Consider the following 14,567-nt stretch of genomic DNA (forward strand, 5'->3'; position numbering starts at 1 on the left):
GACGGCTTCGGTCTGCCGTACGAGGGGCTCCACGGCGTGGACGAACGCGTGCACCTCTGCCCGTGGCGCACGCCGCCCAGCGGCGGGCCGTCCTCGGCCTGCCGGACGTGGATGGGCGGCCCCTGCTCGCGTGGGGCGGTCACCAGCTCGTGAGGGCGGTCACCGGCTTTCGAGGCGCACGTGCAGTTCCGTCTCCTGGTCGCCGGAGACCGTGCTGAGGTCCCGCACGTCGAACAGCGAGTCCAGCCTCATGCGGAACTGCTCGATCGCCCAGTAACCGCCGTGCAGGTCGGCGTCGACGGAGGACGACAGCCGGGCCGGCCGCGCCCCCTCGTGCTTGTCGGCGACATCGAACGTGCCGAGCCACACGGTCGGGCGGGTCTCGTGCAGATTCTCGGGTACGTCGTCGGCGCACCGGTCGGACTCGAAGCAGGAGCACAGCGTGTCGAACACGATCCGGGCGTCCTGCTTGCTGCACCCGCTGATCTCCACCGAGACGGAGTGGGGGTGCGGTCGCTCCTCGTCCATCGTGCTCGCTCCTCTCGTGGCGTATCCGCCCCTACCCCAGCAAAGCACCACCTTCTGCCGAGCACTACCGGCGGTGCCCCAGCCGTGCTGACGGGTTTACGGAGCGGGCGACTCCGTGTTGGGAGATGGTGGAAGGTGACGGAAGGGGCCTCGGATCGACGGCTCCGCGCGGTAGAACATGGGGTGTCGGCACCGTGACGGCGGGCCGCGAGATCGGCGAAGGCGGGGCGCGGGATGAGTGCAGCCGGGTCTCCCATGGCCGAGGGCGACGAGCCGGCGCGCGCGCCGGTGCGGCCGAGCGGGCTGCTCGATGTCCTGCGCCTGGCCTCGGTGGTCCTGGACGCCGAGGGCCGCATCGTGCTGTGGAGCCCGCAGGCCGAGGAGCTGTTCGGATACGAGGCGCGGGAGGCGCTGGGGCAGTACGCCGCCCGGATCATGGTCCACGAGCAGCACCTCGAGCTCGTGGTCAAGCTGTTCGCGGACGTCATGGGCACCGGGCAGAGCTGGGCGGGGGCCTTTCCCGTCCGCCGCAAGGACGGCACCACGCGGCTCGTGGAGTTCCGCAACATGCGACTGCTGGACGATCAGGGGGATGTCTACGCGCTCGGTCTGTGCGCCGACCAGTCGACCGTGCACCGGCTGGAGCGCGAGGTGGCGCTGTCGACGCGGATGATCGCCCAGTCCCCGATCGGGCTGGCCGTGCTGGACACCGACCTGCGCTACGTCTCGGTCAACCCGGCGCTGGAGGAGCTCAACGGCGTGCCTGCCGAGGAGCACCTGGGCCGCAGCGTCCGTGAGGTGGTGCCGCGGATGGACGTCGACGCGCTGGAGTCCGCGGCGCACCGGGTGCTGGACACCGGGCAGCCGGTCGTCGACCAGTCCACGATCGGCCGCACCCCGGCCGACCCGGACCGGGACCACGCCTGGTCGATCTCGCTGTACCGGCTGGAGAACGCCTTCGGGACCGTGCTGGGCGTGGCCGTCTCGATCGTCGACGTCACCGAGCAGTACCGCGCGGGCATCGAGGCCGAGGCCGCGCGGCGCCGTCTGGCCATGATCGCCGATGCCTCCGGCCGCATCGGCACCACGCTCGACCTGGACCGCACGGCCCGTGAGCTCGCCGACGTGGCCGTGCCGGAACTCGCCGACATCGCGGCCGTCGACCTGCTGGACGCGGTGGTGCAGGGCCGGCGTACCAGCCTCGACCCGGCCGAGGCGGCGGTGATCCGCGCGCTGGCGGTCCAGGGCTACGACTCCGCCGAGGCGCTGGAGGCGGCCGACCCGCCCGGGCAGGTGGCCCGGTACGCGCCCGACCGGCTCGTCACCCAGTGCGTGCGCACGGCCAGTCCCGTGATGCTGCCGCACGTCGGGGACGAGGACCTGGCCCGCATCGCCCGGTCCCCGGAGGCGGCCGGGCTGCTGGGCCGGGCCGGGGTGCACTCGTATCTGGCGGTGCCGCTGATCGCGCGCGGCGAGGTGCTGGGCGCCCTGGACCTCAAGCGCACCCGCAATCCGCTGCCGTTCAGCGAGGACGACCTGCTGCTGGCCCGCGAGCTGGCGGCGCGGGCCGCGGTGCAGATCGACAACGCCCGCTGGTACCAGAGCGCCCGCGACACCGCGCTCACTCTGCAGCGCAGCCTGCTGCCCAGCCATCCGCCCGTGACGGGCGGGCTGGAGGTGGCCTCCCGCTACCAGCCGGCCGGGGCCACGAGCGAGGTGGGTGGCGACTGGTTCGACGTGATCGACCTGGAGGGCGGCAAGACCGCGCTCGTCGTGGGCGATGTGATGGGCAGTGGCATCCCCGCGGCGGCGACCATGGGGCGGCTGCGCACGGCGACCAACACGCTGGCCTCCCTCGACCTCGATCCCGCCCTGCTCCTGGAACACCTCGACAAGATCACCGCTGGGCTGGAACAGGCCATCGCCACCTGTGTCTACGCCGTCCACGACCCGCATCTGCGGCAGTGCCGGATCGCCAACGCCGGGCATCTGCCGCCGGTGCGCGTCCGGGCCGGGCGGCCTCCCGAGCTGCTCGACCTGCCGACCGGGGTACCGCTCGGCGTGGGCGGTGTCGCCTTCTCCACGACGACCGTCGACCTGGAGCCGGGCGACCGGCTGGTGTTCTACACCGACGGTCTCGTCGAGACCCGGCGCGACTCGCTCGACGACCGGCTCGACACGCTGCTGTCCCTGCTCGACGGGCCCGACCGCCCGCTGGAGGAGGTCTGCGACCTGCTGCTGCGCACCCTGCACGAGCCGGACAACTTCGACGACGTGGCACTGCTCATCGCGCGGGCGACACCGCCGGGCTGAGGGGCCCCCGGCGTTCGGCTGCGCGCTCGGTCGTTACGGTGCGACGCCGATCACCACATGGGCGTACAGCTCCTCCGAGACGGCCAGGTGTGCCGTCAGGCCGTTGCGTTCGAAGGCGTCGAGGGCGGTCGGTGCCTGGTGGCGGCTCGTCTCCACCAGGACGCAGCCGCCGGGCGCGAGCCAGTGGGGCGCCTCGGCCGCGACCCGGCGCAGGACGTCGAGTCCGTCCGCGCCGCCGTCGAGCGCGACCAGCGGCTCGTGGGCGCGGGCCTCCGGCGGCAGCAGGCCGATCTCGTCGCTCGGTACGTAGGGCACGTTGGCCGCGAGGATGCCGACGCGGCCCCGCAGGTCGCCGGGCAGCGCCTCGAAAAGGTCCCCTTGGTGGACGTGACCGCCGGCGGCGGCGACGTTGCCACGGGCGCAGCGCACCGCGGCGGGGTCGATGTCGGCGGCGTGCAGTTCGACGCTGCCGAGTCCGGCGGCCAGCGCCGCGCCGACGGCGCCCGAGCCGCAGCACAGGTCAACGACTACGTCGGCGCCGGGCGCCCGGGCCAGGGCCTGTTCGACCAGGAACTCGGTGCGGCGGCGCGGCACGAAGACGCCCGGGTCGACGGTGATGCGCAGGCCCAGGAACTCGGCCCAGCCGACGACGAGTTCGAGGGGCAGGCCCGCGACGCGGCGTTCGACCATGGCGGCGGCCTCGGCCGGGGTGCGGGCGGTGGCGAGGATCAACTCGGCCTCGTCCTCGGCGAACACGCAGCCCGCGGTGCGCAGGGCGGCGACGAAGGAGTCACGGGAGGACGGTGGAACGGGAGAGACGGAGGGCATGGAAGCCAGGAGCCTTTCGAGATTCGAAGGGCGCTCCGGCGGTCGCCTACGGCCGACGATCCGCGCGACGTCGAGGAGAGAGCACCCGGGCTGACACAGCGGTAATGGGTCTCACCTCCTCGGTTTCCGACGGCTGGGTCCGTCCCGAGCCGGACGGCAACACTACCCGACGGCCCGGCCGACCGGTACGGCACCTCGTCCGCCCCCCGCCCGCCCGCCGGCAGACGACGGGCGGGTGGTTGGGTTATGCAACCATAGAAGGCCGGAGGGCGCCTTGGTGAGGGAGGTCCGATGAAGCCTGCCGACGACGTGGAGAGGATCCAGCGGGAGATGACGGTCTTCGCCCGCCGTGCCCGTGCCGCGGCGGGGCGGATGCACCCGGAGCTGTCGCTGGTGTCGTACACACTGCTCGGGCACCTGGAGGAGAGCGGCGGGTGCCGTGCCACGGACCTGGCCGCCCACTACGCCCTGGACAAGTCCACCGTCAGTCGCCAGGTGGCCGCGCTGGAACGCGCCGGTCTGATCGAACGCCGCCCCGACGCGGAGGACCAGCGCGTCCTGGTGCTGCATCTTACGGAGGCCGGGCGGCGCATCCTGGCCCAGGTCACCGAGAGCCGCCGGGCGGCCTTCCGGGAGCGGCTGGCGGACTGGCCGGCCGAGGACCTGGCGCGATTCGCCGACTACCTCGTGCGCTACAACGCGGGCCCTGCTCCCGGCCGGCACGACCAGGGGCCCACCGCACGCACGCCCGACTAGGTGGGCGCCGCACGTACGGTTGAATACGCAATCATTGAGCATGCCGGTTCGGCGGGGCACCGTCGGCCCGGCCCGGAGGCACACCGCATGCACATCACCCGAGGCTTCACCGGGCGCCCACGCGTGGCCGACCCCGGTCTGCCGCCCGGCCAGTACGACGCGGGCGACGACTGGCCCGTGCTGTCCGCCGAGGTCACTCCCGACCTCGCACCAGCCGACTGGACGTTCCGTATCGACGGTCTGGTGGCCGAGCCCCGCACCTGGGACTGGGAGGAGGCGCACCGGCTGCCGCCGTCGGCGTACGAGGGCGCCATCCACTGTGTGACGAGCTGGTCGAAGTTCGGAGTCCGGTTCGCGGGGGTGTCCCTGGACGCGTTCTTGGATGTGGTCCGGCCCCATGGGTCGGCGACCCATGCCGTCGCCTACTCGCACACCGGTTACACCACGAACCTCCCGCTCGCCGACCTGACCGGCGGGCGCGCCTGGATCGCATGGGAGTACGACGGCAGGCCGCTCGCCCCGGAACACGGCGGCCCGGCGCGGCTGCTGGTGCCGCACCTGTACTTCTGGAAGAGCGCCAAGTGGATAGCGGGCCTGCGGATCCTCGACCACGACGAGCCGGGTTTCTGGGAGCGGAACGGCTATCACGAGCGGGGCAACCCCTGGGAGGAGCAGAGGTACTCCGGTGACTGAGACGTTCGTGCCTCCCACGCGGTTCGCCGTGCCCGGGCGCATCGCCGTGAGCGAGCAGGCCGCCTCCGTGTGGCAGACCGCCACGCTGACCGGGATCCGCCGCGAGACCGCTCGTGCCGCCACCTTCCGGCTCGCCGTGCCCGGCTGGCCGGGACACCTTCCCGGCCAGCACCTGATGGTGCGGCTGACCGCCGAGGACGGCTATGTGGCCCAGCGCCACTACTCGATCGCGTCCGCGCCGGACGACTCCGGGCACATCGAGCTGACCCTGGATCATGTCGAGGGCGGCGAGGTCTCGGGCTGGTTCCACACCGTCGCCCGGCCGGGTGACCAGGTCGAAGTGCGCGGCCCGGTCAGCGGTTTCTTCGCCTGGCCGGGCGACCGGCCCGCGCTGCTGGTCGGCGCCGGCTCCGGCGTCGTACCGCTGATGTCGATGGTCCGGCACCACCGGGCGCGCAACCTGACCGTGCCGCTGCGGCTGCTGGTGTCCGCGCGCAGTCCCGAAGAGCTCGTCTACGCCCGCGAGTTCGGCGCCGAGACGACGCCCGTGTTCACGCGGAGCGCGCCGGAGGGTGTGGCGGTGGGACGTATGGCTGCCGCACATGTGGCGCCGCTCCTGGCCGAGCAGCCTTCCGGTGGGTGGGAGGCCTATGTGTGCGGCTCCAACTCCTTCGCCGAGCACGCCTCCCGGCTGCTCGTGACGGCGGGTCAGCCGGTGGACCGCATCCGGATCGAGCGGTTCGGCTGACCTGGACGGCGGCTCCTTCCCCGGTGTCAGCGGCCCCTTTCCTGGTGGCGTCACAGGGGTGGTGTGCGGCTCACCACAGGGCGCGCCCCGGTGTTTCACCGCGGTCGGCCCGGGCACTCCGGCCGAAGGGCTCCGGCACGCGGCGACCCGGGCCGTGCCGAGCGATCGAGGTGTGTCGGAGGGGGTACCCGACCCGTGTGGGCACTCGCACGCGTGACGTGACGTGGAGGGAGCGGCGGCGCCGCCACCGCACGGCCGGTCCGGCCCTCCGGCCGCGGTGACGGCGAGGAGGTCGACATGCGAACCCGGGTGCTCGGCTGGCGTTGGCGGCACAGTCCGCTGCGGCGCCGGTCGGACGTCGTCGAGGCGTGGACGGTGCTGGTGGTCGCCGTCCTGATACTGGTGGGCGCGCCACTGGCGGGGGCGGCCGCCGCCTGGTGGGCCCATGGCGAGGCGCGGTCGGTCTCGGCGGAACAACAGGCCGAGCGTCACCGCGTCCGTGCCGAGGTCGTCGGCAGGCGGAGCGACTCGCTGCCGTCTGTGCAGGCCGACGGGCAGCGCGCGTACCGGGCCACCGTGCGCTGGACGGAGCCCGGCGAGGGCGCGCGCACCGCGACGGCACGGGTCCCCGGGGACGCGCGGCCGGGTGAGGTCGTGGACGTGTGGTTCGACTCCCGGGGGCGGAGTGTGGCCCCGCCGGTGGACGGCACGGCGGTCTGGCAGCACACCCTCACCATGGGCACGTGCGCCGCGGGCGGTGTGGTGCTCGTGGTGCTCCTCGGCCACTCCGTCGTGCGCCGGGTCGCGCTGCGCCGTCGGCTGGCCGAGTGGGAGCGGGAGTGGGCCCGTACGGAACCGGAGTGGACGCATCGCGGCGCCTGACGCGGCCGCTGCACGGCAGGTGAAGCCGACGCACGGCAGGTGACCGGGGCACGGCAAAAGACCTGGCGGGCCCTCCGATCACACACGTAATGTGATCATCCGCACTGTCTCCGCAGCCGTTCCTCACCCAAGGCGGTCCTACATGGCCCTGTTCGACCTTCCTCTCGACGAACTCCGCGAGTACCGCAGCGCGTCCACCGAGCCCGAGGACTTCGACGCGTTCTGGTCCAAGACACTCCAGGAGGCGCGCGAGCACGACCTGGACGCCCGCTTCGAACCGGTTGACACGGGGCTGTCCACTGTGCAGGTGTTCGACGTGACGTTCGCCGGGTTCGGCGGCCATCCGGTCAAGGGCTGGCTGACGCTGCCGGCGGGAGCCGACGGACCGCTGCCGCTGGTCGTGGAGTTCATCGGCTACGGCGGAGGACGCGGGCTGCCGCACGAGCATCTGCTGTGGGCGTCCACGGGCCGGGCGCACTTCGTGATGGACACCCGCGGGCAGGGCAGCGCCTGGGGAGGGGGCGGCGGCACGGCGGACCCGGTGGGCGGCGCGCCCGCGTTCCCGGGTTTCATGACGCGCGGTATCGACGCGCCGGAGAACTACTACTACCGCCGGGTGTTCACGGACGCCGTGCGTGCCGTGGAGGCGGCCCGCTCGCACCCGCTCACCGACCCGACGCGCACGGTCGCCGTCGGGGGCAGCCAGGGCGGCGGCATCACGATCGCGGTGGGCGGCCTGGTCCCGGACCTGGCGGGCATAGCGCCGGACGTGCCGTTCCTGTGCGACTACCCGCGTGCGGCGACCGTCACGGACCGCCACCCGTACCGGGAGATCGGCCTGTACCTCAAGACGCACCGCGGCCGTACCGAACAGGCCCTGCGCACGCTCTCCTACTTCGACGGCGTCCACTTCGCCGCCCGCGGCCGGGCCCCCGCGCTCTTCTCGGCCGCCCTCGAAGACCAGACCTGCCCGCCCTCGACCGTCTTCGCGGCCTTCAACGCCTGGAGCCACGAGGACAAGACGATCGAGGTGTACGACTTCAACGACCACGAGGGCGGCGGCCCCTTCCAGGAGGAGGCCAAGCTGCGCTGGATGCGCTCGTACATCTGACCCCGCCGCCGACGGGCGACTGATCCGGCCGTTTCGGCGGCGGCAGGCTTCCACCAAGTCCGACCAGTCGGTACGTTCTTCGCGCCCGGGCCGCACCTCGGCGGCCCGGGCCCGGCGAGGTGGTGGAGGGGCCCATGTCAGGGAACGAGGCACAGGTGCGCGGTCATTGCGACGCGCGTTTCACGGCGGTACGCAGGACGTTCGAGGAGAACTTCCGGGAGCGGGGCGAGCTGGGTGCCGCGGTGGCCGTCACCGTCGGCGGCGAGGTGGTGGTGGACCTGTGGGGCGGCTGGGCCGACGCCGCACACACCCGGCCGTGGGAACAGGACACGCTGGTCAACGTGTGGTCCACGACCAAGGGACCGGTGGCACTGTGCGCGCACATCCTGGCCGACCGGGGGCTGCTGGATCTCGACGCGCCGGTGGCCGCGTACTGGCCGGAGTTCGCCGCGGCCGGCAAGGAGAAGGTCCTCGTACGGCACCTGCTGTCCCACCGCGCCGGACTGGCCGGGCTGCGCGAACCGCACTCGCTGGAGCAGCTCTGCGACTGGGAGCTGACCACCCAGCGGCTCGCGGCGACGCAGCCCTGGTGGGAACCGGGAACCACGTCCGGCTATCACGCCCTGACCTACGGCCATCTGGTCGGCGAGGTCGTCCGGCGGGTGTCGGGGCTGATGCCGGGGGCCTTCCTGGAGCGGGAGGTCACCGGGCCGCTCGGCATCGACTTCCGCATCGGCCTGCCGGAGAAGGACTACGGACGGGCGGCGGAGCTGGACCAGCCGCCGGTCGCGGCGAGCAGTGAACAGGCCGCCGTCTTCGCCCAGTTGGCGCCCGCGGCGATCGCCGCGGTGACCAACCCCGCGGTGTCCGCCGCCGGAACCCTCAAGCCCGGCTGGCGGGCCGCAGAGATTCCGGCGGCGAACGGGCACGGCACCGCGCGTGCGGTCGCCGAGCTGTACGGCGTCTTCGCGGGGCGGGGTTCGTACGGGGGCAAGCGCATCCTGTCCCCCGATGCCGCCGAGCGGGTGCGCGAGGGACAGGGCAGCTGCCGGGATCTGGTGCTCGGGGCCGGGTTCGAGGGCGAGACCGAGGCGGGGCTCGGTCTGTGGCTCAGCGGATCCAACGGCTCCTACGGACCCAACCCGCGTGCTTTCGGTCATGACGGCTTCGGCGGCTCCTGCGGGCTCGCCGACCCGGAGGCGCACGTGTCGATGGGGTATGTGATGAACCGTATGGGGCCTCACATCGCGAACGACCCGCGCAAGATGGCCCTGGTCGACGCCCTCTACAGCGCTCTGTGACAGCGGGTGCGGGCGGGCCGGTTTCGGCCGAACCGTCCGGCCACCCTTCCCCGCTGGTTTAGACCAATGCTAGACCTGGTGGCGCACCGAGCCCAAGCGGCTACCGAACGTCACCAACAGGAGGCGCGGCATGGCCCGCACCACCCCGCACGACCACCCGACGGCCGACGGAGAGCCCCTGTACCGGCGGCTCGCCATGGAGCTGCTCGGCGAACTGCGCGACGGCACCGTGCCGCCCGGCGAACGACTGCCGGGCGAGCGGCGGCTGGCCGGGCACTTCGGGGTCAGCCGGGAAACCGTACGGCAGGCGCTGGAACTGCTGCGCCGCGACGGTCTCGTCGCCACCGACCGGCGCGGCAGCCACGCCACCCTGCCCGGCCCGCCGGTCGAGAGCCCGGCCTCGCTCACCTTCCCGGTCGGGGCCCGGGCCGCGACCCCGGGCACGGTCGCCCGCGCCACCGTGACCTGGGAGCCACCCCCGCCGGACCATGCGGAGGCCCTGGGACTGGCCCCGGGCCGGCCGACCCTGATCCACCGCTACCGGTGCGCGACGGCCGCCGGACGCCGGCTGCGTCATGCCGTGACGTCCTTCTCCGCCGTGGCGCTCGCGGAGGTGGAGGAGCTGGCCCGGTACCGCGACCGCGCCGACGGCACCGCCACCGCGCATCTGCGGCGGGCCTACGACTGGATGCGCCGGGCCGGTCTGACACTGCACCATCGCGACGCCATCACCCGCCTGGCGGGCACACCGTCGGTACGGGTCACGCGCCGGGTGCACGATCAGTACGCGCGCCCACTGGAGATCACCGACCTGGTGGTGGACGACCAACAGGACGCCCTGGTCTACGAGTTCACTCTGCCGGGCCGGACGCCGGCGCCGAGCGGCGCGTGACGCGGCCGGGGCCGCTGAGGACCCGGGCCGGGTACGCCCCCGCGGGAGTCCCTTCTCCTACCGGCACCGGCGGCGCGAACCGGGGAGCGCGGAGATCATCGACAGGAAGCCCGAGACCACACTCCACCGAGAGGATGCCTCATGAGCACGTTCACCACGTCCGACGGAACCGAGATCTACTACAAGGACTGGGGCGAGGGGCAGCCCGTGGTGTTCAGCCACGGCTGGCCCCTCAACGCTGACGCCTGGGACGGACAGGCGCGGCTGGTCGCCGAGCACGGGTTCCGGGCGATCGCGCACGACCGCCGCGGGCACGGCCGCTCGGGGCAACCGTGGCAGGGCAACCACATGGACCGGTACGCCGACGACCTGGCCGAGCTGATCGAGGCGCTGAACCTCACCGACGCGGTCCTGGTGGGCCATTCGACCGGCGGCGGAGAGGTGGCCCGTTACATCGGGCGGCACGGGACCGGGCGGGTCGCCAAGGCCGTGCTGCTGGGCGCGGTGCCGCCGCTGATGCTGCGGACGGAGGCCAATCCGGAGGGCACCCCGAAGGACGCCTTCGACGGGATCCGCGCGGCCGTGGCGGCGGACCGCTCGCAGTTCTACTGGGAGCTGAGCGAGAGCTTCTACGGCTTCAACCGGCCCGGGGCCGCCGTGTCGGAGGGCGTGCGGCGGGCGTTCTGGATGTGGAGCATGCAGGCCGGGCTGAAGGGCGCCTACGACTGCGTCGCGCAGTTCTCGGAGACCGACTTCACGGAGGACCTGGGGCGGATCGACGTACCGACGCTGGTGGCGCACGGCGACGACGACCAGATCGTGCCGATCGGCGCCTCGGCCCAGCGGACCGCCCAGCTCGTCAAGGACGCGACGCTGAAGGTGTACCCGGGCGCCCCGCACGGCCTGGTGGGCGACTACGAGCAGGCGTTCAACGACGATCTGCTGAACTTCCTGCGCGACTGACTAGCCCGGAGTCCGGGCGACGACCAGGCGCACCCGTGGGCTGCCGTCCTGTCGCCGCCCGAACTCCGGCAGCGCGTGGAGGTCCACCCGGAAGCCGGCCCGGGCGAGTTCACGCCGTACCTCCCCGAAGCGGAACGCGCGGTAGTACATGACGAACGGAGGCCGCCACAGCGCGTTGCGCACCCGCATCACCGTGTCGAAGCCGAGCAGCGTCCAGTAGCCGAGCGAGCCCGGGCGGGGCGGGGCGACCAGTGGAAACGCGAAGCAGCCGCCCGGCCGCAGGACGGAGCGGACCTGCGCGAACAGTCCGGGCAGCTCGCGGGGCAGGAAGTGCCCGAAGGCCCCGAAACTCACCACCAGGTCGAAGGCGGGCCCGAAGGGCAGGGCACGGGCATCCGCACGGACGAAGGAGACCGGCGGTCCGGCCGGCCGGACCCGTTCCCGGGCCACGTCGAGCATGCCCGCACTGAAGTCGACCCCGACGACCCGCTCCCGGCACACCCCTGCCAGCACACCGACACCCGCGCCGGTGCCGCAGCACAGGTCGAGCCCGGCGTCGAAGGGTCCCGTCCGCCGCAAGGCCGACTCGACGGCGCCGAGGACCGCGTCGGGCGTCCGGAAGGGGGTGTGGTCGAACTTCGGCGCGAGGAGATCGTAGCCGCGTTCGACGGACGACAGCGCCTGGACGGCGAGCTCACGCAGGCTGGGTCCTTCGGGGCTGAACATCGACCCAGACTAATCGGCCCGGACTCATCGGCTCAGACTCATCGGCTCAGCGGTCGGCTCGGCCCAGGGGAGCTCGCCGCTCGAGGATCGTGAGCCAGGAGGCGTTCGCGGACGCGCTCGTAGCGGGCGAGACTGGCCGCTGCCCCCGGGCCCAGGCCTCGCGTTCCTCGACCAGCGCGCGGGTGGCCTCGGGGTCCGCGCCGTCCATGGCCTGGATCTTGATGAGGAGTTCGTCGCGGATGGCGGTGGGCCGGCGGGGCGGGGCGCCGGCGAAGGCGCGCAGGTCGTTCGATGCGTGCATTTCCGTGAGGCGGTCGAGGCACTCGACCTCGACGCCGCCGAGGCGCTGCTGGCTCCGGACGTCGTCTTCACCAGCCCGGTCGAGGACTTCCGCTGCGTGCGCGAGATCAACGACGTGAACGGCCGTGTGACCGTGATGGTGCGCCCGTTGTCGGCGGCGCAGGCGCTGGCGGCGGCCATGGGCGCGCAGTTCGAGCGGATCGCCGAGGAGGCACGGGCGCGCTCGATGTGAGCGACACGTCCGGGGGCTGTTTCCCGCGTTCTGCCGCCGCTCGCGGCCCGCCGGCGGTTGGATGTCCTCATGACGTCCGTCGATCACGACCGGCTGATGCGGGCCAACCAGGCGAACTGGGACGCCCGCACGCCCGTCCATCTCGCCAGCCGGTTCTACGGCCTCGACCAGGACCCCGACCCCGAGCGCTGGTTCGCGTCCTGGGAGTGGGAGGACCTCGGCGAGCTGGCCGGTCGTGACGTGCTGCACCTCCAGTGTCACCTCGGCACGGAGACGATCGCCTTCGCACGGCGCGGCGCCCGGGCCGTCGGCCTCGACTTCTCCGAGGCGTCCGTGGCGGCGGCGACCGGCATCGCCGCGAAGGCCGGTGCGGACGTGACGTACGTCCGCGCGAACGTCTACGACGCCGACGAGGCCCTCGGCGGGCGGCGGTTCGACGTCGTCTACACCGGCAAGGGCGCCCTGTGTTACCTGCCGGACCTGGACCGGTGGGCGGAGGTCGTCGGCCGGCTCCTGCGTCCCGGCGGCCGGTTGTACGTCGTCGAGTTCCATCCCCTGCTCAACTCCCTCGGCCCGAAACCGGCTCCGGGCGAGGGTCCCGAGCTGCTCCTGCGCCACGACTACCTGGGCGGCGGCGGTCCCGTGCACCGGGACGCGACCCACACCTACACGGACGGCCCGGCCGTCGAGGGCGCCACGGACAGCTACGAGTGGATGCACGGAATGGGCGAGGTCGTCAACGCGTTGACGGATGCGGGACTGGCCGTCCGGCGGCTGCGGGAGAGCGACGAACTTCCCTGGCCGCGCTGGCCGCAGATGGTCCGTACGGAGTCCGGCTGGTGGCGGCTGCCCGAGCCGCGGATCCCCCTGTTGTACGGGCTGCTGGCCACCCGCTGACGCGCATCCCTCTCCCCCGGCGCCCCGTCGGGTGGTAGTCTGCAAACAGCACTCGTGCACGCCCCTATCTGTGGGCGCCGGTGCAGTTCTTCCTTTCTCTCCGTCATTTCCGGCACCTCGACGTGCTCTGTCGTATCCGAGGCGCTGTTCCCGCCGCCGGAGGCCTGCTCCAGGCCCTCCCCTCGCGGCTCTCTCCCCTTCCCTTCGCATGTCCCGTGCCTGCCGTCCGTGAAAGGACACATCACCATGACCACCACACTCGACACCCCGCCCGTCCAGCAGCATTCCGAGTCCCGGACGGTTTTCGGTGTCCTCGACATCGACGCCGGCGGGAAGGGGCATCTGCGCGATGAGAACTGCCTGCCCGCACCCACCGACCCCGCGGTCTCCCCCGCCCTGATCCGCCGTCACGGCCTGCGCAAGGGCGACCTCGTCGAGGGCACCCTGGGCGACCGGCGCGGTCTCACCGACGTCGCACGGATCGATGGCCGTACGACCGCGGAACTGCGCGGCCGCCGGCACTTCCGGGACCTGACGCCCCTGCATCCTCATGAGCGCCTGCGTCTCGAACACCCGGCCGCCGGACTGGCCGGCCGGGTCGTCGACCTGATCGCACCGGTCGGCAAGGGTCAGCGCGGGCTTCTCGTGGCCCCGCCCAAGACCGGCAAGACGGTCCTCCTCCAGCAGCTCGCGGCCGCCGTCACCGGCAACCATCCCGAGTGCCGGCTGATGATGCTGCTGCTCGACGAGCGGCCCGAGGAGGTCACCGACATGCAGCGCGGCGTGCGGGGCGAGGTGTACGCCTCGACCTTCGACCGGAGCGCCAAGCAGCACATCGCGCTCGCCGAGCTCGTGATCGAACGGGCCAAGCGGCTCGTCGAGGCCGGCGAGGACGTCGTGATCCTCCTCGACTCCCTCACCCGGCTGTGCCGGGCGCACAACAACGCGGCCGCCTCCGGGGGCCGCATCCTCACCGGGGGCGTGGACGCATCCGCGCTGACCGGCCCCAAGCGGTTCTTCGGCGCCGCCCGGTCGGCCGAGGAGGGCGGTTCCCTCACGATCCTCGCGACGGCGCTGGTGGAGACCGGTTCCCGGGCCGACGACTTCTACTTCGAGGAGCTGAAGAGCACGGGCAACATGGAGCTCCGGTTGAGCCGCGAACCGGCGTCCCGGCGCGTGTTCCCGGCCGTCGACATCATCCCCTCCGGCACCCGCCGCGAGGAACTCCTGCTGCCACCGGCCGAGTTGGCGGCCGTGCACGGCCTGCGGCGCGTGCTGCAGAACCGGGACGGGCAGGGCGCCCTGGAGACCCTCCTGGAACGCATGCGCGAAACCCCGGACAACGCGACGTTCCTTCGGCGCATCCAGCCGACACTGCCCTCGGAGTGAGCTGTCGC

Annotated in this window: 15 protein-coding genes and 1 pseudogene; 12 read left to right on the plus strand and 4 right to left on the minus strand. The window is 72.8% G+C overall.

Annotated features, from left to right (window positions below; genetic code table 11):
- Positions 1 to 159: 159 nt before the first annotated feature.
- A complete protein-coding gene (locus tag MQE23_RS03380; protein ID WP_020273407.1) occupies positions 160 to 528 on the minus strand; it encodes a hypothetical protein in 369 nt (122 codons plus the stop codon).
- 234 nt (positions 529 to 762) lie between these two features.
- Between MQE23_RS03380 and MQE23_RS03385 the strand changes: the two genes are divergently transcribed.
- Entirely contained in the window at positions 763 to 2,841 is a 2,079-nt protein-coding gene (locus tag MQE23_RS03385) for a SpoIIE family protein phosphatase (RefSeq protein ID WP_243378191.1), read from the plus strand.
- Between the two features lie 33 nt (positions 2,842 to 2,874).
- On the opposite strand, the gene MQE23_RS03390 is transcribed toward MQE23_RS03385, so the two are convergent.
- Positions 2,875 to 3,669: a putative protein N(5)-glutamine methyltransferase gene (locus tag MQE23_RS03390; protein WP_020273409.1), complete on the minus strand. Its 795-nt coding sequence runs from the start codon at positions 3,667 to 3,669 to the stop codon at positions 2,875 to 2,877.
- 291 nt (positions 3,670 to 3,960) lie between these two features.
- Here MQE23_RS03390 and MQE23_RS03395 point away from each other — a divergent pair, with 291 nt between their 5' ends.
- From MQE23_RS03395 to MQE23_RS03430, 8 genes are all read left to right on the plus strand, one after another.
- Complete coding sequence (locus tag MQE23_RS03395) at positions 3,961 to 4,425, plus strand: MarR family transcriptional regulator (RefSeq protein WP_020273410.1); 465 nt, start codon at positions 3,961 to 3,963, stop codon at positions 4,423 to 4,425.
- Between the two features lie 87 nt (positions 4,426 to 4,512).
- Positions 4,513 to 5,118: a sulfite oxidase-like oxidoreductase gene (locus tag MQE23_RS03400; protein ID WP_020273411.1), complete on the plus strand. Its 606-nt coding sequence runs from the start codon at positions 4,513 to 4,515 to the stop codon at positions 5,116 to 5,118.
- Positions 5,111 to 5,866: a ferredoxin reductase gene (locus tag MQE23_RS03405; RefSeq protein ID WP_037669956.1), complete on the plus strand. Its 756-nt coding sequence runs from the start codon at positions 5,111 to 5,113 to the stop codon at positions 5,864 to 5,866. The genes MQE23_RS03400 and MQE23_RS03405 overlap by 8 nt, the downstream gene beginning before the upstream one ends.
- A 297-nt stretch (positions 5,867 to 6,163) precedes the next feature.
- Complete coding sequence (locus MQE23_RS03410) at positions 6,164 to 6,748, plus strand: hypothetical protein (RefSeq protein ID WP_243378193.1); 585 nt, start codon at positions 6,164 to 6,166, stop codon at positions 6,746 to 6,748.
- A gap of 142 nt (positions 6,749 to 6,890) precedes the next feature.
- Positions 6,891 to 7,859, plus strand: a complete 969-nt coding sequence (locus tag MQE23_RS03415) for an acetylxylan esterase (RefSeq protein WP_020273414.1) — start codon at positions 6,891 to 6,893, stop codon at positions 7,857 to 7,859.
- Between the two features lie 134 nt (positions 7,860 to 7,993).
- The gene (locus MQE23_RS03420) at positions 7,994 to 9,160 is read left to right on the plus strand and encodes a serine hydrolase domain-containing protein (RefSeq protein ID WP_243378194.1); all 1,167 of its coding nucleotides are present in this window, start codon (positions 7,994 to 7,996) and stop codon (positions 9,158 to 9,160) included.
- 130 nt (positions 9,161 to 9,290) lie between these two features.
- A complete protein-coding gene (locus MQE23_RS03425; RefSeq protein WP_243378196.1) occupies positions 9,291 to 10,052 on the plus strand; it encodes a GntR family transcriptional regulator in 762 nt (253 codons plus the stop codon).
- Between the two features lie 141 nt (positions 10,053 to 10,193).
- Positions 10,194 to 11,015, plus strand: a complete 822-nt coding sequence (locus MQE23_RS03430; RefSeq protein ID WP_020274833.1) for an alpha/beta hydrolase — start codon at positions 10,194 to 10,196, stop codon at positions 11,013 to 11,015.
- Here the strand turns inward: MQE23_RS03430 and MQE23_RS03435 are convergent, their stop codons facing one another.
- Positions 11,016 to 11,741: a class I SAM-dependent methyltransferase gene (locus MQE23_RS03435; protein WP_020274832.1), complete on the minus strand. Its 726-nt coding sequence runs from the start codon at positions 11,739 to 11,741 to the stop codon at positions 11,016 to 11,018. It lies immediately after the preceding gene.
- Between the two features lie 95 nt (positions 11,742 to 11,836).
- Positions 11,837 to 12,027, minus strand: a pseudogene (locus MQE23_RS03440) (PadR family transcriptional regulator); the annotation flags it as partial.
- Positions 12,028 to 12,036: 9 nt separating this feature from the next.
- Between MQE23_RS03440 and MQE23_RS03445 the strand changes: the two are divergent.
- From MQE23_RS03445 to rho, 3 genes are all read left to right on the plus strand, one after another.
- Positions 12,037 to 12,273, plus strand: coding sequence for an iron-sulfur cluster assembly protein (locus tag MQE23_RS03445; protein ID WP_020274830.1), 237 nt, complete (start codon positions 12,037 to 12,039; stop codon positions 12,271 to 12,273).
- A gap of 69 nt (positions 12,274 to 12,342) precedes the next feature.
- Positions 12,343 to 13,170, plus strand: a complete 828-nt coding sequence (locus tag MQE23_RS03450; RefSeq protein ID WP_037671243.1) for a class I SAM-dependent methyltransferase — start codon at positions 12,343 to 12,345, stop codon at positions 13,168 to 13,170.
- Between the two features lie 246 nt (positions 13,171 to 13,416).
- Positions 13,417 to 14,559 (plus strand): transcription termination factor Rho, encoded by a 1,143-nt coding sequence (gene rho, locus MQE23_RS03455; RefSeq protein ID WP_037671241.1) that lies wholly within the window; start codon positions 13,417 to 13,419, stop codon positions 14,557 to 14,559.
- Positions 14,560 to 14,567 lie beyond the last annotated feature (8 nt).

It is taken from the genome of Streptomyces sp. HP-A2021, from assembly GCF_022807935.1.
Taxonomy (GTDB): Bacteria; Actinomycetota; Actinomycetes; order Streptomycetales; family Streptomycetaceae; genus Streptomyces; species Streptomyces afghaniensis.